The sequence below is a fragment of the Francisella opportunistica genome (assembly GCF_003347135.1).
GTDB lineage: Bacteria > Pseudomonadota > Gammaproteobacteria > Francisellales > Francisellaceae > Francisella > Francisella opportunistica.
The window spans coordinates 943522-963247 of record NZ_CP022377.1 but is presented as its reverse complement, the minus strand read 5'-3'; the positions used below and the strand labels follow the sequence as shown (position 1 = coordinate 963247).

The window sequence follows — 19726 nt, the reverse complement described above, 5'->3', positions numbered from 1 at the left end:
AATGAAAAAAACACTAAAAGGTTGGAGTAGCTACCAAGAGCAGCTGAGAATACTTGATAGCAGAGGTATGCAAATAGCTGATACTGCAAAAGCCGATAAATACTTGCAAAATATTGGCTATTATAGGCTTAGTGGTTATTCTTATGTTTTTAGGCAAAGTCTTGATAATGGTGAATATTGTTTTAAAGAGCAAACTAATTTTGATGATGTAAAAGAGCTTTATGTTTTTGATAAAAAACTAAGAATACTAGTTTTAGATGCTATAGAAATAATAGAAACCTCTCTTAGATCTAATATGTCTTATATTTTAGGTGAGGTAGATGTACAAGCACATTTAAATCAAGACTTTTTTGATTTAAATAATAGCTGGAGAAAACAAACTTTTATTGATCTAAAGAATAAGATAAGCAAAAATATCGAAGACAGTAAAAAAGAGGATTTTATAAAACATCATTTAGATAATTACGATGGTATCCCAATTTGGGTAGCTTTAGAGGTTTGTACTTTTGGTAATTTATCCATCATGTACTCACTATTAAAACCAGAATATGCCGAAAAGATTGCAATTGAATATGGTTTTAATACTAAAAAGATGTTTGAAAATATTCTAAAGTCATTATCGTTGATTAGAAATATTTGCTCTCATCATGGTAGGCTTTGGAATAGGCAATTTTATTCTAGTGCTCAGATATACCCTGTTATAAAAGATTCATCATACACATCAAATCTTAGGTTTTATTACTTTAGTATAATTATTGACTATCTTTTAAAGCAGATATTACCAAAAACACAATGGAAACAAAAATTAGAAAAACTAATAAAAAACCTAGAAAAAGAAACATCTCTAAATAGAGGGTTTATAAAAAGTCAAATTGGGAAAAAATAAGGAATTGCTTCCATCGCCTACCAAAGGTAGTGATGGATAGCTTAGTTAATAACTATTATAGTCGACTATAATAAAATTGCAAGGAGATAAACAGTGAAAAATAAAAATATAATGATAGTTTTAGCGGTATTTTTTGACTTGTTGTTGAGTTTTATAGTTATGGGGTTTGAGGGTTGTGCTGACAATAATGTAGTGTTGTGTGTTATGACTTGTAGTTTAGCTATGACTCATGTTTTAAAGGAAAGTTTTATTAAAAGTAAGAGATATAATATGTTGAGTTTTGTAATGTTTGTGTTGATACTTCCTACAATGATTGCTGCTGTAATTATTGCTAGATATGGATTTGTTAAATTAGAGATTTTCCTGTTTTTTATAGGTATTATTTTTTTCTTTTTGCCAATTTTATCTTTAAAAGATTTGATAAAAAAAGATTTTAATAATGATTTTGGTATTGCCTTATTCGGAGTTAATGAACATTTTCAAAAAGTAATATTTTTCATTAGAGAGTTTTTTGTGATGTTAGCTTATAAAGACTTCGGCTTAGTGCTTAGGATAGCTGAGCAAACAACTACTAAAACTCTTAAATTTGGAAAATAAAATGCAAAATACAAAATCTAAAAATTCCCCTTCAAGGCTTGAAGGGGTGGGCTGTGAAACAGCTCGGGGTAGTGTGAATTATACCGAATCTCCTAAAAGAGTCCCAAAACTAAGATTTAAAGAGTTTAGTGGGGAGTGGGTGGAGAAAAAGCTTGGTGATATTTCTACAAATATATCGTATGGAATAGGTAGTTCAGCAATTGAATACGATGGCTTTAATAAGTACCTAAGAATAACAGATATTGATGAGACAACTAGAAAATTTATTCCAAATCCGTTAACTTCGCCATCTGGAGAAATAGAAAATAAATATTTTTTAGAGAAAGGAGATATTGTTTTTGCAAGAACAGGAGCAAGTACAGGTAAATCTTATATATATAATGAGAGTGATGGCAACTTGGTTTATGCTGGGTTCCTTATAAAATTTCATATAAATAAAGCTGTTCCATATTTTGTTTATTTAAATACTTTAAGTGATGCTTATTATAAGTGGGTTGGGGTTATGTCAGTTAGATCTGGACAACCTGGCATAAATGCAGAAGAGTACAAAAAATTTAAGCTAAACCTCCCAACCTTCCCCGAACAACAAAAAATCGCAGACTGTCTAAGCACATGGGACGAAGCAATTGAAAATTTAAAATTACTAATTGAAAATAAAAAGCTCTACAAAAAAGGCATGATGCAGAAAATCTTTAGCCAAGAGCTTAGATTTAAAGCAGATGATGGTAGTGATTTCCCTGAGTGGCAAGAGAAGAGGTTGGGGGAGGTTGCTAAGATATCAACAGGGAATTCAAATAGAGAAGACTCTTCATTAGATGGAGAATATACATTTTTTGATAGGTCTGAAGATATAAGAACTAGTAGCATTTATTTGTTTGATGGTGAAGCCGTAATCGTTGCAGGTGAAGGTCAACGATTTATACCTAAGTATTTTATAGGTAAGTTTGATTTACATCAAAGAACTTACGCAATTATGGATTTTAAAGATGCTTGTGGTAAGTTTATCTTCTATAAGATATATACAAAACAAAACTATTTCCTAGCTCAAGCCGTAGGCTCAACAGTCAAATCTTTACGATTACCTATGTTTATTAAAATGCTTTTAAAACTGCCTTGTCTTCAAGAACAAACCAAAATAGCTAACTTCTTATCAGTTATGGATGATGAGATAGAACTACTGGAGCAGGAACTAGAACAGTTACAGCTTCAGAAGAAAGGACTAATGCAGGGGATGTTTGTTTAAATAATTGAAAAGGGAGAATTGAGAATTGAAAAGGAAAATAAAAAGAGGGAAAAACCAATTTGTAGTTAAGCATCCCGATGGATGGGCAGTAAAAGGAGCCAATAATAAAAAAGCTACTAAAGTAACAAAAACACAAAAAGAAGCTATTGAGAAAGCTAATGAAATAGCTAAAAACCAAAAGTCAGATACAAAAATACAAGGAAGAGACACTAAGTTTAGGGGAGGAAACAGTTATGGAAATGATCCATATCCTCCAAAGGATAAGAAGTAGGTTATTAAAATGAAAAAAAATCTCTGTGAAGAAGTTATAGAATTTATACAAAATCACACTAGGCCAATAGCTATAGCCGTAGTAGTACTAGTTTTTATATTATCTATTAAGCAAGTAATTTCTATTACTAATTTGATAAGCACGATTATTGTATGTTTATTCGTATATTTTTTTATTGAAGATTTTATTAAGTCTTTTATAAAATCAAAGATTGACAAAAAAGAATCCTTAAGAACGAAGGTTTCTATAAAGAAAGGTGTTCAAATTATTTTAGGAGATTGGGGGGCTGGTAAAACTCACTACTTTAATAATGTATACATAAATGAAAATAAATTTCATGAGTCAATAGTAGAAAGAATTAGCTGTTTTTCTTATACAAGAGAAGAGTTCATTAAACAAATTGTAGCGATGAGCTTCTGGAATAGATGGCTTTCTCTTAATGGGATGTTGTCAGGATATATATCTTTCAATTGGCATAATATGCTACCTAAAAATAAAGTAATATTTATCGACGATTTAGAAAGGTTGCCATGTAATAATAATATGGCTAATGACTTTATAGGGATTATAGAAAAGTTAAAAAAATACAATCATGTAGTTATCGCTTGTAGCCACTTAAATATTAAGCAAGAGGCTATTAGTCAGTATTTAGAAAAGATGGCTGATTATATGCCTATAGAAATAACTCTTGAAAAACAAATGGAATCAAAAGCAATTATTAACACTATAAAATCAACTATTAATAATATAAGTGAAAGAAGCTCTTTAATGAGAGAGATCAATAGGCTCATTGAGAAACTCCAGCTAGATGATGGAGTTTATAAGAAACATAAATCGTTGGTCTACTTTTTTACGAAAAATTATTCTTTTAACGATAGTGAAGCTATAAATTTGAGAAACATTAAAAAAGTTTTTGAAAACATATATATACAACAAGAAGCAGATAAAATTATAGAGGTAATAACCAATTTAATAACTGAAGAACTGCCTAGAGAAATGAATATCGAAAATATAAAAAGTTGTTGGAGATATTATAAAATAAAAGAAAAAATCCAAGAGTATTTAATAATTTATGAATTATTATTTGCTTACCCCAATTTAAAACCTATAATTCAAAAATATAAGCAAAAAGATAAAACTAACAATAGTGAATCATTCAAAAAATATATTAAAGACTATGTTAAAGATAAACATCTTAGAAAGTTAGAAATATTAAACTTTGACCATGGTTTAGAATATTTAATTAACTTATCATTTTATAGTATAGGTCAGCTTTTAGCAGAAATTAATGAACTAAGTGAAGTAAATGATGATGATTTTTTATCAGATATTTTGGCTATAAATAACATTACATTTATAAAAACTGAAAAAGATTTCTTTAAAAAGGAAAGTGTTCGTGATATTTATGGGTTTTATAAAAAGCAAGCACTACAACACTTAACTAAAGATAATGAGTTAAATTTTAATGCTTATTTAAGGCAAAATACATATGTAGGATATGAAGGTCAGAAAGAGATTAGACTATCATATAAATCCTCATCTTTAGGGGGATTACTTTGTGAAAATTCTGATTATATTAATAGCTTATCATCATTTTGGAATGAAATAATGATATATCTTATATCGAGGTATGAAACTATAGAGGCTTTAATAAATAAAGCTTATCAACTTATAAAAGGGCAAGAAGATGATTTTTCTATATACAATAAATATGCTACTAAGATGAGGTTTCTTACTCTAATAGAGTGGTATTGCAAAAAAGAGAATATTAAACCAAATATAAGTGATGAAATAAAAAAATACTTTTATGAAGAATATAATCGCACAAGCGAATATTTAGAGAATCCTGGGAATCTTAAGGATGAACTATTTCTATTTGACCTTTTTATTAACTACGATACTAATATGCAACCAACTATAGATGATGTCAAAGAAGCAGTAAGGCTACACAATAAAGGTGAAGATTATAGTGAACTGAAAGAAAAAATAGAGCAAAATTTCTATTCTATGTTTACAAAAGTTGAGCCATCTGTTTTTAAAATAAGAGAGAATAAAGAAGTAGAGCAATGAACAATAATTTACCACCTAACACATCCGAAAATAGCCTACAACAAAAAAGCCTAAAGCTTTTACAAAAACTAGGATATAAGCTTATAACCAAAGAGCAAAATCGAGAGCTTAGAAATAATAATCTAAACGATGTTATCTTAAAAGATATTGCTGCAAAGCAACTAGCTAAGATAAATAGCTATACCCACAAAGGTGAGAAGTTTGAGTTTTCAAAAGCTGATATTGAACGACAAATTTATAATCTCAATACTTTAGTAGCTGGTGGCTTACTTGCTACTAATAAGAAAATCACCGAAAGCCTACATTTAGGGACATCTATAGAGCAAAATTTGCCTGATGGTTCTAAGAAAAGCTTTAGCTTTAAATTTATAGATTTTGATAATATTGATAATAATATCTTTCATGTTACAGAAGAGTTTCCTGTTGAGAGAGTTGTCAAAACTGAAGCTGAAAAAACTCGCCGTGCTGATATAGTGCTATTTATAAATGGTTTTCCTATCGTGATTATAGAACTTAAAAAATCAGATGTAGAAGTCTCTAAAGGAATATCTCAACTTATTGAATATCAAGCAGATAAAGAAATCCCCAAATTATTTGAGTTTGCCCAACTTCTAATCGCTGCTAATAATCATAGCCCACAATATGCTACTACTGGGTCACCTGCCAAGTACTTCTTAACTTGGCAAGAGGAAGATCAAGCACTGATACAGCAGTTAGATAGCCCAGTTACAAATAGACACCCTAGCCATTTGGATAATTTACTAATATCGCTATGCTCAAAATCTCGATTGATAGAGATGTTTAGATTTTTTATTTTATTCGATAACAACATCAAAAAAATAGCTCGCTATCAGCAGTATTATGCAATTAGTGCAATTATGGAGAATATTTCTCATTATGAAGGAGCTAGTCGCAAAGGTGGTTTAGTCTGGCATACTCAAGGCTCAGGTAAATCACTAACTATGGTTATGGCTACGATGTACTTACAAAAGCAAGTTAAAAATGCCAGAATTGTTGTAGTTACAGATAGGAAAGATTTAGATAAACAAATATCGGATACTTTTAAAAATTCAGAAGTCGAAGTTGTCAAAGCTACAACAGGTAGAAATCTTATAGATGAATTAGAGAAAGGTACAAGTGTTATAACCTCAACTATTCATAAATTTGAGACAGCAGTTAAGCAAAACTGTAGGCTTGAGAGCAGCAATATCTTTATACTTGTAGATGAATCACATCGTACCCAAAGTGGTGATTTACACCGTGCAATGAAAAAAATTTTTGTTAATGGTTGCTATATTGGTTTTACTGGTACGCCGCTTCTAAAATCACAAAAAAGTGACGGTTCAATCACAAAATTTAATGGCTTAATCCATAAATATACAATTGATCAAGCGATAAAAGATAAGGCTGTGCTACCGCTACTTTATGAGGCTAGAATGGTTGATCAATGGATAACTGATGAGACAGCACTCAATAGGCGTTTTGCTCGCTATACTCAAGATTTAAACGAAGATCAAAAAAAAGACCTAGAACAAAAGTGGGTAAACTTTAGGAATGTAGCATCATCTAAACAGCGTCTAGAGGCGATAGTCTTTGATATTGAGGATCATTTTACTAAAAATGTCAAAGGGCAAGGCTTCAAAGCAATGCTAGCGACAAATAGCAAGATTGAAGCAGTTCGCTTTAAAAAACTCTTTGATGAGGGAGAACGAATTAGCTCAGCAATATCTATATCAGCCCCTGATGTTAAAGAGGGTAATGATGAAGTAAACGATACTAAATTAGAAGTCCAAACATTTTGGAAAGATATCTTAGCAAAATACGGTTCAGAAAAGGCTTATAATGACCATATAGATTCTGAATTTAAAGATGAACATGGAGATATCGAGCTTTTAATAGTTGTTGATAAACTTTTAACTGGTTTTGATGCTCCTATTGCTCAAGTACTATATATCGACAAAGAGTTAAAAGATCACACACTTTTGCAGGCTATAGCTAGAGTAAACAGACTCTACGAGGGCAAAGATTATGGTTTGATTGTAGACTATCGTGGATTATTTGAAAATCTTGATAAAGCTTTGACTTCTTATGGAGCATTAGCTGGATATGATGAGATAGATGTAAAAGGCACATTTGCAGATGTCAAAAAAGAGCTACAGAAGCTTAAAACTAGTTTTAGTCAACTACAGGATATATTTAAATCAATAGTGCATAAAAATGATCAAGAGAGTTATGAGGTATTTTTAGACACCAAAGAAAAACGCCAAGAGTTCTATAAAGCTTTAAATAATTTTGCTAGGGATTTAGCCTTTTCTTTAGGATGTGATTTTGTCAATCATGTCTATAGTGAGGATGATTTAGCTAACTTCAAAAAATGGCTAAGATTCTACAACACTTTGAGAAAATCATTAAGAATTCGCTACGCTGAGAGTGTTGATTTTGCTCAATATGAGCAGAGAATGCAAAGCCTGCTAGATACTTATATTGGTACTGAGGGAGAGGTTTTTCAGCTAAGTGCTACTGTTGATATGTTCTCACAAGATTTTAAAGATGAGGTGTATAACCTGACATCTGATAGAGCAAAAGCTGATGCTATTATCAGTGCTACAACTAAGTATGCAAAAGAGAAGATGGAAGTAAACCCAGCGTTCTATGATAGAATCGCACAAAAGATAAAAGAGATTATCCAACAGTACAAAGAGAAACGCTTATCTGAAAGAGAATTTTTAGCAGAGGCTCAAGGAGTTTATACAAAAGTCAAGCAACATAACGATGCTATACTTGCCAGCTATCCTAATCAAATTAGTACCAAACCAAAGCAGTCTTTTTATGATTCATTAAAAAAATATTTTAGTGATAATTCAGATGCTAAGTTTGTCGAGATAGTTTGTTTTATCGATGAGCTTTTTGCCAAATTTATCAAAAAACCAAATTGGAAAAATAATATTGATGTTAAAAATCAAATTGAGCAAGAGATAGATGATTATCTTTTTGATCAAAATATTGATATGGTAGAGCTAGATAAATTTTTACAAAAGGCGTATGAGTTAGGTGTTAACAATTATGATTGACTATAACTATAGCGTAGTTCATAAAGATGTCAAAGATGTAACTATTAAGGTTAAACCTAGCTTAGAGGTTGAAGTTGTAGCACCGTTTGAAACATCCGACAACCATATCCAGAAGCTTTTGCAAAAAAGAGATAACTGGATACATAAAAATTTAGATATTTTTAGACAAGCTAAGCAACCTGAGAGAAAATTAGTAAGTGGTGAGGATTTTATATATTTAGGTAGAAGATATCGTTTAAAAGTAATTCTAGCAGATATAAATAAAGCTATTTTGAAAAATGGCTATCTAAATCTATATTGTAAAGATACACAAAACTTTAAATTAAAAAGCTCTATTTTAGAAAGTTTTTATAAAACCAAAGCAGAAGAGCATTTCAAAAAAGCTATATCAAAGTTCAGAGACTTCTATAATAGTGATGTGGTTTTTAGAATTAGAAAAATGAAAACTCGTTGGGGCTCATGTAACCCTGCAAAAAGCTATATAAATCTAAACCAAGAACTTATTAAAAAGCCTAAAAAAGCTATAGAATATGTAGTTTTTCATGAGATTGTTCATTTGAAGCATCATAACCACGATAGAACTTTTTATAACTATATATCTGCGTATATGCCAGATTGGCGTGAAATTAAAAAGAAACTAGATTTTGGTTAAAATTTATAGGCTATTATTTTTTGGATTCATTTTAGAAAAATAATAGATAAAATAGTATATAGCTAACAGTATTATACCAAATAACCTAGCTACTGAAATTTATTAGCATTCTATCAAGGTAAAAGAACTCGTAATAGAGCTTTGCTAGAGCTATTTTTAACAGCTTTATACGTTTTGTTTAATGATTATTTGTTATAATAACTATCAACAAGATTATATTTCGTATTGGATTAAGATTTAGTGAAACACCAACTTAAATGGATGGCATGGGAAACAACAAGGCGTTGTAATCTCAAATGCGTACATTGCCGTTCATCTTCTGAATGTGAGGTACTTGGTCATCCTGATTTTTCAACAGCAGAAGGTTTTAAAGTCATCGATAACATCGTAGCATTTGCTAATCCTGTTTTGGTACTATCAGGTGGAGAGCCACTACTACGTGCTGATATTTTTGAATTAGCAGAGTATGGAGCGAATAAAGGTTTGCGTATGGCACTAGCAACAAATGGCTCTCTAGTAACTGATGAAAACTGCGAGAAAATCAAAAACTCAAGCATAAGTATTGTATCTCTAAGTATCGATGGTGCTACAGCAGCGACGCATGATGATTTCAGAAGCCAAAAGGGTGCTTTTGAGGCAACTGTAAATGCCGCTAAGCTTTTCAAAAAACATGGGATACCATTTTTGATAAACTCATCATTTACCAAGCGTAACCAGCATGAGATCAAAGATGTTTATAAACTTGCTAAATCACTAGAGGCTACAGCATGGTATCTATTTATGATCGTGCCTACAGGGCGTGGTGAAGAGCTGATGCAAGAGTTAATTGATATTGATGGTTATCAAGATATTTTAAACTGGCATTATGATATGGAGGCAGATGAGCAAGATATGCTTGTACGTCCAACTTGTGCGCCCCATTATTATCGTATCCGCTTTGAGCGTAATAAACACGACGGTGCCAAAGTTCGCTCAAGAGCTCTTAGTTTTGGTACTGGGGGTAGTAAGGGTTGTATTGCAGGACAAAGTATTTGCCTACTTGATGTCGATGGCAATGTCTATCCGTGTAGCTACCTACCGGTGAGTGCTGGTAATATCAAAGAGAAAACTTTTGCTGAGATTTGGCAAAATAGTAAGGTGCTAGAGGATATGCGTAATTTTAGCGCTTATGAGGGTAAATGTGGTGCGTGCGAATTTATCAAAATATGTGGCGGTTGTAGAGCTAGGGCGTATAATATCCATGGTAGTTATCTAGCAGAAGAGCCTTTTTGCAATCACCTGCCTATTAGAATGAGAAATACACAGGAAAAACAAAGTCATGAGTAATTTTAAAAGTATAGTATTATATCGTATGGTTACACCAGAGAAAATTTGTCCGTATGGTTTAAAGGCGAAGGCACTTTTTGAACAAAAAGGCTGGAGTTTTGAAGATAATCAGCTAAAAACTCGTGCTGAAACAGATGCCTTCAAAGCAAAATATAACTTACAAACTACACCATTAATTTTTATAGATGGTCAGCAGATAGGTGGTTACAGTGACTTGCTTGAGTTTTTAGGTGAGAAATGAATCAACAGTTAAAATACTTTGTCCTATCTACCCAAGTATTGCCTGAGCATATTGACTCGAATAAGCATTTAAATAATATCGTTTATTTACAATGGATGCAGGATGTAGCTATAGCACATGTCAAGGCTAATGGCGTCTTTGAACTAACAGAATCCAATGGACTTACTTGGTTTGCTAGAAAGCATACTATAGAGTATCTATCACAAGGTTTCTTAGGCGATGATATTGCTGTGGTTACATGGGTAGAGAGTATCACCAAGATTTCTACATTTAGAAAATATCACATCTATAGAAAATCAGACAAAATGCTATTATGCAAAGCTGATACAATATGGGTTATGGTAAATGCTCAAAAGGGTAGACCTGCTAAAATTCCTACAGAACTAGTTGAAATTTTTGATAAATACAACAGTTTTGAGATTGATGATATCAGTTCGTTGATTTAAGAAAAAATTATAAAGCCTATTTTTGCTGACAATTATTTCACAAAATGAATAAAACTAACAGCAAAGCTAATTTATTAGTTTTTGTCTTAAACCTTCAAATAAATATATTGTTGCAGCTTGAGCTACATTTAACGACTCTATATCACTAAGTGTTGGTATCATAGTTTTTTCACCTACAGAAAAATCTTCGATACCATTAGCTTCTTCACCAAAAACTAAAATGCTATTAGCAAGTTTAAATTCTTTAGCATAGCATGATACTCCCTGATGTGGTGTAGTCAACCATATCTTGCGCTGTTGTAATTTTTGGGTATTTTTTAGCTCAGCAAGATTTTCAAGATAGCCAAATTTGAGGCTAAATTGTGCCCCCATACCAGCTCGGATTGCTTTGGGGTTAAACGCATCAACAGTGCCATTGATTAAGATTACTTCTTTTAAGCCTACAGCTATAGCAGTGCGTAGAATTGTGCCGATATTACCAGGATCTTGGATTCTATCAAGTACTAAGATAAAGTCATCATTAAAACTAAGCTTTTGAAATTTGGGCTTTTCGGCTAAGATTAATATTCCTTGTGGATTTTGTGTTTGTGATAATGCTTCAAAATCTTTTTCGGTAACAATATACTTTTTATCTACAGCATAAATTGGACTATCAACTTTCTCAGTTACTAAGATCGCGATTATTTGTTGTTGCGCCAGTCTTTTGAGTGCTTCTTGAGCACATCTAAGTCCTTCAATGACATAATATTGTGACTTTTTTCGTCCCTGAGAACTATGAAGTTTTTTTATTTCTTTATAGAGTTTTTGACTAAGATTTTTCATTAAGTTGATTAGCTAGCAATTTTGCTAATTATTGTATGATTTTTAGCTAAACGTTTAAATAGCTTTAGTGTGCATTTTTGCTATAACTAGTCAGAAATGTTAAGGGAATATATTACTAATAAATCTCTAGAATTTAATTACGTAAAGAAAAAAGTGCTTATGCACCGGTTTTTTATCCTGCTATTGTGATAGCAAGCATATTATTATAGCTAACTATACTAAAAAGTAGTACGTCATTCCGTCAGGCTTGACCACGGAATCTACTGAAATAGCTTGGTTTTAAGCTATTTCAATTAGTACTACTTTTATGCCTAGCAGGCTATATCATGACAGTGCTATTTTAAAAGCTAAGACAATAAAATCAGTTTTGTTTTTAGTGCCTTGATTTTAGTCAATGACGTCATTTCAGAAATTAAAGATACTATTATATACCAAAATTTTAAATTTATAAGGAAATCGAATCATGGACTTATTTAATGCTAAAAAAAATATTCCGGTCTCTGTTGGTCATCAAAAACACAAACCATTCTGGTCATTGCAAAATGAACTCAATAAAGCGCTGGGAGACATTTATGGTTGGTTTGAGCCGTTTAATTTTCCAAGCGAACGTTTTGAAAACCTATCACTCAGTCCGGCAATCGATATTGTTGATGATAAAAACCAATTTAAAGTCGAAGTCGAAATGCCAGGAATGGGAGAAGACGATGTTAAGGTATCTATCGATAATGGTATCTTAACTATTAAAGGCGAGAAAACGACATCAAAGCAAGATAAAGATAAAAATTATATGATGCGTGAAATTAGCTACGGCAGTTATGAGCGTAGTGTCTCTTTACCGGATACCGTTGATGTTGACAAAGCCGAAGCTTCTTTTAAGAAAGGCATGCTCTGGGTAATTTTACCTAAAAAACCAGAATGTGCTAAAAAATATCGTACGCTTGATGTTAAAAAAGCCAACTAGCCTATTGCTAAGCAGTGTGTTAAGTAATCGTGCTATAATGGGTTACCCCGCTGAGAAGCTTTTCATAGTGAGCCTTCATGAAGCAAAAATTGAAACAATATTTATCCAGACGTAATTTTCATAATCGTACGCTTGATGTTAAAAAAGCCAACTAGCCTATTGCTAAGCAGTGTGTTAAGTAATCGTGCTATAATGGGTTACCCCGCTGAGAAGCTTTTCATAGTGAGCCTTCATGAAGCAAAAATTGAAACAATATTTATCCAGACGTAATTTTCATAAAACACCAGAACCTAAAGGTGAAACTGTTTTAAAAAGTGATCCTGACAAGCCTTTATTTGTGGTACAAAAACATGCTGGTCGGTCATTGCATTATGATTTTCGTATTGAAATTGACGGTGTATTAAAGTCATGGACAGTGCCTAAAGGACCTTCACTTAACCCCAAAGAAAAACGCCTGGCCATTCTCACGGAAAACCATCCGCTGCAATATGCACAATTTGAAGGCATAATACCCGAAGGTGAATATGGCGCAGGTAACGTGATTGTCTGGGATATTGGTTATTACCGTAACGTCAAGGATACAAAGGAAGGTCCAGTATCAATGAGCTCCTGCTTTAGTCAAGGCAAAATTGAAATTGAATTGCATGGACAAAAACTCAATGGTGTTTTTGCTTTAGTGCGTACCAAAATGCGAGGTAGCAATAAGCATTATTTACAATGGTTGTTGATTAAGAAGCAGGACAATTATGCACAACAAAGAGATGTAACTTGTCAGGATCGATCTGTACTATCCGGCAAAACTCTGGAAGATATCAAATGACTTTGGATATTAATGTGATCGTTGAAATGGTAAAAGAATAAGGCAAAATGTGGGTGATTTATAGAAAGAGACAGTTATTTATGTACTACTACTATTTCAATGATGCTATTAACAAGGCCTTTTATGGGCGTGTTGAAAACTAGCTATATATAAGAATAATATTTGTTAAAATATAGTTATATTAATTTTCATATGCTTATCTGATGAATCAACTAGAGATGATAAGTCTTAATGACTTAGTACCGAGAAATCATATATATCGTAAGTTTGTATCGATTTGGGATTTTAAAAATGTTGCTAAGAAATTAAAGAAGTTTGAAAAAGATAACCCTTATAAAGGTTATGGAATGCTACGTTTATTTAAATGTTTGCTATTACAATTTATGGAAGATCTTAGCGATAGAGAATTAGAGAAATATCTACAAGAGAATAACGCAGCAAAATGGTTTTGTGAATTTACATTATTAGAAAAAACTCCTGATCATAGTGTATTTTATAAATTGAGAAAGAATATAGGTACTCGTTTTATATCGGAAATTTTTAATGATTTAAGAAAGCAATTAAAACAACAAGGATTTATCAATGAAGTCTTTAGTTTTGTTGATGCTAGTCACTTAATAGCTAAAGCTAATCTTTGGAAAGAAAGAGATAAAGCTATCAAAGAGAAATATGAAAAGTTAAATAATGAAATACTTCCTAAAGTAGCTATAGATAAGCAAGCACGTATAGGCTGTAAAGGTAAAGATAAATTTTGGTATGGTTATAAGAAACATACTAGTGTAGATATGCAGAGTGGACTGATTAATAAAGTAGCTGTGACACCTGCCAACGTTACAGATGCAAAGGGTATAAAATATGTTTGCCCTGATGGTGGTGCGATTTATGCTGATAAGGGATACTGTACAAAATATGCTAACAAAACTGCCAGGGAATAACTGTTGTGACCTTAAAGCCATAAAGAAGAATAATATGCTTGGTAAAAATCATGATCAAGACAGTTGGCTTAGTGCTATACGCTCACCTTATGAAAGAGTGTTTGCTCATCAGGATAAACGTGTTAGATATAGAGGAGTTTCAAAAAATCACTTTGCTGAACTGATGAAATCTATTTGCTTCAATCTTAAGCGTCTTGTAGTGCTTGACCCACTCAATTTGTGCTTGAACTAGGATACGTGTATCCAAATATCAGAAATATTAATAAAACATAAAGAAAAACTTTAGAATAGTGGCCTAAGATGCACAGCATTAAAAAATTAAGCTTTAAACACACAAATTGGGTAAGCTTTCAACAGCCCCTTTATAGGGTATTTATTAGAACTTATGAGGCATCAACTAAATTTACTTAAAATTTTTTCTCAAAAAAATAAAAAAATGAGTCTTTAGAAAAAATATCCTTAATTTATATAATACTAAGCATGTACTTTTAAAAAGCTAGAAAAAACTAATTATCAAAAGTAGGGTTTATATCTAATACCGCGGCACCCTCAAATTTCCCATTGCGTAAATCTTCCAAAGCCTCATTAGCTTGGTAAAGCTTATAATGTGTGACTACTGTTTTAATCGGAATTTTTGGAGCAATTTCTAAAAACTCTATCCCATCTTGACGAGTAAGGTTAGCAACAGAAACAATTTTTCGCTCTCCCCATAAATCTTTATAAGGAAATGAAGGGATATCACTCATATGGATTCCTGCACATACCACAATACCTCCCTTTCTAATATGTTTTAATGCTAGAGGAACTAAATAGCCGTCTGGTGCAAAAATTATAGCCGCATCTAAAAGTACATTAGGAGTTTCAGCTATACTACCAGACCAGATGGCTCCCAATTCTTTTGCAAAATACTGTGACTTTATATCACCTGTTTTAGTAAAAGCATAAACTGATTTACCCTGATATTTACATAACTGAGTTAAAATATGTGCAGAAGCTCCAAATCCATAAAATCCTATTTTTTCTGCATCTAATGTTTTTCTTAAAGCTCGATATCCTATAAGTCCAGCACAAAGTAAAGGTGCTACTTGGTCAGGCGCATAATCAAAAGGCATTGGAAAGCAAAAATCACTATTAGCTACACAATATTCAGCATAACCTCCATTAATTTGGTATCCAGTATAAACAGCCTTATCACAAAGATTTTCTAAATTATTTTTACAATAAAAACAATTAGAGCAAACCCCTCCTAACCATGGAACTCCAACTATATCTCCTAATTTAAATTTTTTTACTAAAGAGCCTATTTTTGCTACTTTACCAACAATTTGGTGACCTGGGATTAAAGGTAGTTTTGGATCGTTTAGCTCTCCATCAATTATATGTAAATCTGTACGACAAATACCACAATTTATAATTTTAATTAATAATTGGTTTTCATTAAATTCAGGAGTTGGTAGATCAACTAGACGTAGAGGAACCCCTATTTTTTCTAATATCATTGCTTTCATCATTAAACCTTATTTAATCATGTTTGATGAGTAACTTATTATTTATTTTGTTATAGTTTGTGTGCAATTTTATTGATTAAAATCAAGGAATATACATAATAAATTGGTTAAACTTTTACTAAATTAACTACACAAAAGAGTAAGAATTATGAAAGTTTCAAATTTTATGACAAAAGAGCCTGTAACTTTAAAAGATAAAGCTACAGTATCAGAAGCAGTAAAGAAAATGGAAAAATCTGACTGTGGTATTTTACCGATAATTGATGATGATAAAAATATCAAAGGTGTTGTCACAGATAGAGATATTATAGTTAGAGCTGTCGCAAAAGATAAAGACTTAAGCCAGACATCAGTTACTGATATTATGAGCAAAAATGTTATATTTTGTGAGGATAATGATTCATTACAACAAGCTGTATCTCAAATGAACCGCCATAACATACGCCGTGTACTGGTGAAAAATAAAAATGGTGCTTTTTCTGGGATTATATCTCTTATAGATGTAATACATCGTGTAAAAGATAGATCCTTATTAGCTGAATTATTCAAAGAAAACACTACAGATTAAATTTTATTTGCTACTATTTTACCTTTAACTTGAGTGTATTAATCAATAGGTAAATTGCAAGGAAATGTTTTTGAACAGTGCTGACAAACATAACAAATTAATTTTCTAGGATTATTAATGGAAATATATTCTCCATTTATATCTATACCACACCATTTATGGAGCTTATTAAGAGCTCGTGAGAAGGTTTCAGGTCTCATACCTAGCTTTAAGGCTAGTATAACCTTATTATAAGGTAGATGTAACACAATAGGTGCGTTATAATTTCTATTTGTATTATTACTTAATCTTAATAAAAAACATCCAATACGTTGTATAGCATTTTGAATAGATAAATGTTCAATATGAGCATTTAATAAGAGTTGTTTTTGTGACATAGCTTGTAAAAAGCTAAGAGCTAAGCCATTATCATATACCATTAATTGTTTTAATTCAGCGAGAGGTAAAGTAAAACCTTCAATATTTGAGAGCGCATATGCCATATAAACTTCTTCTTTAGAAGGATTAAAAATAAGTGACTCGCCACAGTGATGATCTTTAGAAAGTACATCAATAATAATTTCTTCACCATCAACACTTACTTTACATAACTTTAACCACCCAGCAGTGACATACAGAAAATTTTGTATACTCTGATCATAATCTAGCACTAAAGTATTTTTCTTATAAAAAAAATCTGACGCAAGATTCGAGAGTTGATGAATAGTTTTTCTTGAAGCAGTTGAAAATAGCTCTATGGCTTGAAAAGAACTAGCATACATATAACACCTATTTACATTATAATTATCCTACTAATTTTTTATTTAATGCTCACACATAATATATCTAACTTTGAATAAATATTATTGATTAAAGTCAAGTATTAAAATATATTTTATAGCAAAACTTAATTTTAAACTCACCTTACGTAAAATTTACAAACTTTGGATTGGTTCTTTTTAACTCCGTTAATTTGTTAAAAAATCCCACTGAATTTACATCAGTTATTGTGGATTATAATATACTTTTTCTAAAGTTTATATCATAATTATTAACATTATTTAATAAGATAATAAGTTAAGCAAGATGCTAAAAACCAAGAGCCTGACACCACATCAATATGATATTATCATCAATAAAGCCACAGAAAGACCTTTTACAGGTAGATATAATGATTTAGATCAAAATGGAGTGTATATTTGTCGCAATTGTGGCATACCCTTGTTTAGAGCTGATAGTAAGTTTATCTCAACTTGTGGTTGGCCAAGCTATGATATCCATATTGATAATAATGTAAAACAACTTCCTGATCAAGATGGTAGGAGAACTGAGATTTTGTGTAATAATTGTGATAGTCACCTTGGACATATATTTCATGGCGAAGGCTATACAAATTTAAATACCCGCTACTGTGTCAACTCTGCTTCAATAGATTTTATCCCAGCAGCTGATTTTGGTATTACTGAAGAGATTATTGTTGCTGCAGGGTGCTTCTGGGGAGTTGAATATTATATGAAAAAACTTCCGGGGGTAGTATTTGCTGAGTCAGGTTATTGTGGTGGTGATCAGCCATATCCTGATTACCAAAAGGTCTGTGAAGGTGATACCGGCTATCTTGAGGTTGTCAGAGTTATATTTGATACTAGCAAAGTTTCATTGCAACAAGTTCTTAAATATTTCTTTGAGATCCATGATTTTGAGCAAGTTGATGGCCAAGGTCCGGATATTGGCGAGCAATATAAATCTGCTATTTTCTACTATGATAATAAGCAAAAACAAGTCGCAGAAGATCTAAAACAAATATTAGCACAAAAGGGTTATAAAGTTGCTACGCAAATTAGAGCAATGAAACCGTATTATGTAGCCGAAGATTATCATCTTGATTATTATATGAAAAAGGGTACTTTGCCTTATTGTCATACCCATAAAAAAATCTTTTAATTGCGCTAATTTGAAAAAAGTTCTTACAGCCAAATCTATCTGACAGAGCTCCCTAAAGAACATCTCAAAACCAAAACCTAAAAGATACGAATATTACTACGAAGAAAATAAGGAATTTACTACCTTTTCTAATTTCAAGCGCAATTATTATATAATTAATTTTGATAGTTCATTTTAGCAGATAAACTGTTATTTAAAGTTTAATAAATTAAAACAAATATTAAAATTAGTAAGTTTTGACAGAGTTATTTTTATAAACTAAGCTTCAACACTACCATTACCTTGGCTTTGTTGTACTGATTGGTCTGTGCTACCTGAAGCTACTTGAGCTTCATCAGTAACTGCGGAAATATTTTCTTGAGATTGCGTAGTATCAGTTTGATCAGTGTTGCTAGTTGTTACAGTAGTTGCTGCAGATTTAGCTTTGTTAATTGCAGCTTGGACACCATCAGCATCAGTATAACCACCAATTATAGTAATATTAGCGGCTGTAGCTTCTTTAGCAGGAGCTATAACTAGGAATGGTGTACCCTGGATTCCAAGCTCATCAAATCCCATTTTTAGCGTAGCTTTAAGATGATCAGCTATTTTATCATCTTGGATAGCTTTTTTAACTTTAGTCATATCAGCACCAGCCTGCCTAGCTACATTGTCAACAGTTGAGTTCTTTAAGCTACCTTCATCTTCACCTGTAGCAAATATACCATTATGATATTTAACATAAGCATCAGCACCATATAGTTTATAAATAGCAGTTCCAACCTCTGCAGCATACTCAGAAGCTGGTGCTTTTTGACCAAATATTGGGAACTCAGCAAAGACTACTTGAACATCGTTATTATCCTTCATGATTTTTTCTATTTCAGGAGCAAGCTTAGAGCAGTACATACATTGATAGTCAAAGAATTCATAAACAACTACTGCAGGGTTCTTGACATCAGACTTAGGTGTCAGATCAGAGTTATAGATACTATCTTTGACACTTAAAAAGCTAGTTACGGCTTTTTCATTGATTTGCTGTTGCATCTTATCGCGTAAAGTATTCATGTTATTTGCGATATCTTGTATTGGAATAGCTGGTTTTTTAGCACTTATAGCGTCTTCAAATCCAGCTATAATTTTATCATTGTTTAAACTAAAGGCTTTAATATTTTTATCAGCTGCTATGCTAGAACCCATACCATAACCAATTGTATAACTTGCATTAGCTGTAACATCAGTTTTATCAGCAGGAACTAAAGCTGTAGCTACAGAAGAACCTGAGCTAGAAGTAGTACTTGTAATTGAAGATTCATCACTACTAGAATTGTTTGAACAAGCTACTAAACTTGTTGTAATAGCAGCTACAAATAAAGCTTTTAAAAGTTTTTTCTTAGTCATTATAAATTT

General features: G+C 31.9%; 20 protein-coding genes. 16 read left to right on the top strand and 4 right to left on the bottom strand.

Going from position 1 to position 19726, the window contains the following annotated elements:
- The first annotated feature begins 1 nt into the window (after nt 1).
- The 10 genes from CGC45_RS04755 (at nt 2) to CGC45_RS04710 (ending at nt 10803) form a co-directional block, all read left to right on the top strand.
- Nucleotides 2-886 (top strand): Abi family protein, encoded by an 885-nt coding sequence (locus tag CGC45_RS04755; protein ID WP_071629205.1) that lies wholly within the window; start codon nt 2-4, stop codon nt 884-886.
- 93 nt (nt 887-979) lie between these two features.
- Complete coding sequence (locus CGC45_RS04750; protein ID WP_071629204.1) at nt 980-1483, top strand: hypothetical protein; 504 nt, start codon at nt 980-982, stop codon at nt 1481-1483.
- 1 nt (nt 1484) lies between these two features.
- Nucleotides 1485-2726: a restriction endonuclease subunit S gene (locus CGC45_RS04745; protein ID WP_084387441.1), complete on the top strand. Its 1242-nt coding sequence runs from the start codon at nt 1485-1487 to the stop codon at nt 2724-2726.
- A gap of 25 nt (nt 2727-2751) precedes the next feature.
- On the top strand, nt 2752-2997 hold the full coding sequence (locus CGC45_RS04740; RefSeq protein WP_071629203.1) for a DUF2188 domain-containing protein: 246 nt from the start codon (nt 2752-2754) through the stop codon (nt 2995-2997).
- A gap of 9 nt (nt 2998-3006) precedes the next feature.
- Nucleotides 3007-5067, top strand: a complete 2061-nt coding sequence (locus CGC45_RS04735) for a hypothetical protein (RefSeq protein ID WP_071629202.1) — start codon at nt 3007-3009, stop codon at nt 5065-5067.
- Nucleotides 5064-8138: a type I restriction endonuclease subunit R gene (locus tag CGC45_RS04730; RefSeq protein ID WP_071629201.1), complete on the top strand. Its 3075-nt coding sequence runs from the start codon at nt 5064-5066 to the stop codon at nt 8136-8138. Before CGC45_RS04735 ends, CGC45_RS04730 begins: the two co-directional genes overlap by 4 nt.
- The gene (locus CGC45_RS04725; protein WP_071629200.1) at nt 8131-8790 is read left to right on the top strand and encodes a M48 family metallopeptidase; all 660 of its coding nucleotides are present in this window, start codon (nt 8131-8133) and stop codon (nt 8788-8790) included. The genes CGC45_RS04730 and CGC45_RS04725 overlap by 8 nt, the downstream gene beginning before the upstream one ends.
- Nucleotides 8791-9030: 240 nt before the next feature.
- A complete protein-coding gene (locus CGC45_RS04720; RefSeq protein ID WP_071629199.1) occupies nt 9031-10116 on the top strand; it encodes a radical SAM/SPASM domain-containing protein in 1086 nt (361 codons plus the stop codon).
- Nucleotides 10109-10357, top strand: coding sequence for a glutaredoxin domain-containing protein (locus CGC45_RS04715; RefSeq protein WP_071629198.1), 249 nt, complete (start codon nt 10109-10111; stop codon nt 10355-10357). Before CGC45_RS04720 ends, CGC45_RS04715 begins: the two co-directional genes overlap by 8 nt.
- Nucleotides 10354-10803 (top strand): acyl-CoA thioesterase, encoded by a 450-nt coding sequence (locus CGC45_RS04710; RefSeq protein ID WP_071629197.1) that lies wholly within the window; start codon nt 10354-10356, stop codon nt 10801-10803. The genes CGC45_RS04715 and CGC45_RS04710 overlap by 4 nt, the downstream gene beginning before the upstream one ends.
- A 66-nt stretch (nt 10804-10869) precedes the next feature.
- Here the strand turns inward: CGC45_RS04710 and CGC45_RS04705 are convergent, their stop codons facing one another.
- Nucleotides 10870-11625, bottom strand: coding sequence for a TrmH family RNA methyltransferase (locus CGC45_RS04705; protein ID WP_071629196.1), 756 nt, complete (start codon nt 11623-11625; stop codon nt 10870-10872).
- Nucleotides 11626-12088: 463 nt separating this feature from the next.
- Between CGC45_RS04705 and CGC45_RS04700 the strand changes: the two genes are divergently transcribed.
- The 4 genes from CGC45_RS04700 to CGC45_RS09220 all read left to right on the top strand — a co-directional run bounded on the left by CGC45_RS04700 (nt 12089) and on the right by CGC45_RS09220 (nt 14573).
- Nucleotides 12089-12586: an Hsp20/alpha crystallin family protein gene (locus tag CGC45_RS04700; protein ID WP_071629195.1), complete on the top strand. Its 498-nt coding sequence runs from the start codon at nt 12089-12091 to the stop codon at nt 12584-12586.
- Nucleotides 12587-12818: 232 nt separating this feature from the next.
- Nucleotides 12819-13406, top strand: a complete 588-nt coding sequence (locus CGC45_RS04695) for a DNA polymerase ligase N-terminal domain-containing protein (RefSeq protein WP_071629194.1) — start codon at nt 12819-12821, stop codon at nt 13404-13406.
- A 203-nt stretch (nt 13407-13609) separates the two neighbouring features.
- Nucleotides 13610-14341 carry a transposase gene (locus CGC45_RS04690; protein WP_071629193.1) on the top strand — a complete coding sequence of 244 codons (732 nt, stop codon included), beginning with the start codon at nt 13610-13612 and terminating at the stop codon, nt 14339-14341.
- The gene (locus CGC45_RS09220) at nt 14316-14573 is read left to right on the top strand and encodes a hypothetical protein (RefSeq protein ID WP_198150407.1); all 258 of its coding nucleotides are present in this window, start codon (nt 14316-14318) and stop codon (nt 14571-14573) included. The genes CGC45_RS04690 and CGC45_RS09220 overlap by 26 nt, the downstream gene beginning before the upstream one ends.
- Nucleotides 14574-14847: 274 nt before the next feature.
- On the opposite strand, the gene CGC45_RS04685 is transcribed toward CGC45_RS09220, so the two are convergent.
- Nucleotides 14848-15849, bottom strand: coding sequence for a zinc-dependent alcohol dehydrogenase family protein (locus CGC45_RS04685; protein WP_071629191.1), 1002 nt, complete (start codon nt 15847-15849; stop codon nt 14848-14850).
- A gap of 148 nt (nt 15850-15997) precedes the next feature.
- On the opposite strand from CGC45_RS04685, the gene CGC45_RS04680 reads away from it, so the two are divergent.
- Complete coding sequence (locus tag CGC45_RS04680) at nt 15998-16417, top strand: CBS domain-containing protein (protein ID WP_071629190.1); 420 nt, start codon at nt 15998-16000, stop codon at nt 16415-16417.
- A gap of 38 nt (nt 16418-16455) precedes the next feature.
- Here the strand turns inward: CGC45_RS04680 and CGC45_RS04675 are convergent, their stop codons facing one another.
- The gene (locus tag CGC45_RS04675; protein ID WP_071629189.1) at nt 16456-17178 is read right to left on the bottom strand and encodes a Crp/Fnr family transcriptional regulator; all 723 of its coding nucleotides are present in this window, start codon (nt 17176-17178) and stop codon (nt 16456-16458) included.
- 304 nt (nt 17179-17482) lie between these two features.
- Here CGC45_RS04675 and CGC45_RS04670 point away from each other — a divergent pair, with 304 nt between their 5' ends.
- Entirely contained in the window at nt 17483-18337 is an 855-nt protein-coding gene (locus CGC45_RS04670; RefSeq protein WP_071629188.1) for a bifunctional methionine sulfoxide reductase B/A protein, read from the top strand.
- A 258-nt stretch (nt 18338-18595) separates the two neighbouring features.
- Here CGC45_RS04670 and CGC45_RS04665 read toward each other — a convergent pair whose 3' ends face one another.
- Entirely contained in the window at nt 18596-19717 is a 1122-nt protein-coding gene (locus tag CGC45_RS04665; RefSeq protein WP_071629187.1) for a thioredoxin domain-containing protein, read from the bottom strand.
- Between the last annotated feature and the right edge of the window lie 9 nt (nt 19718-19726).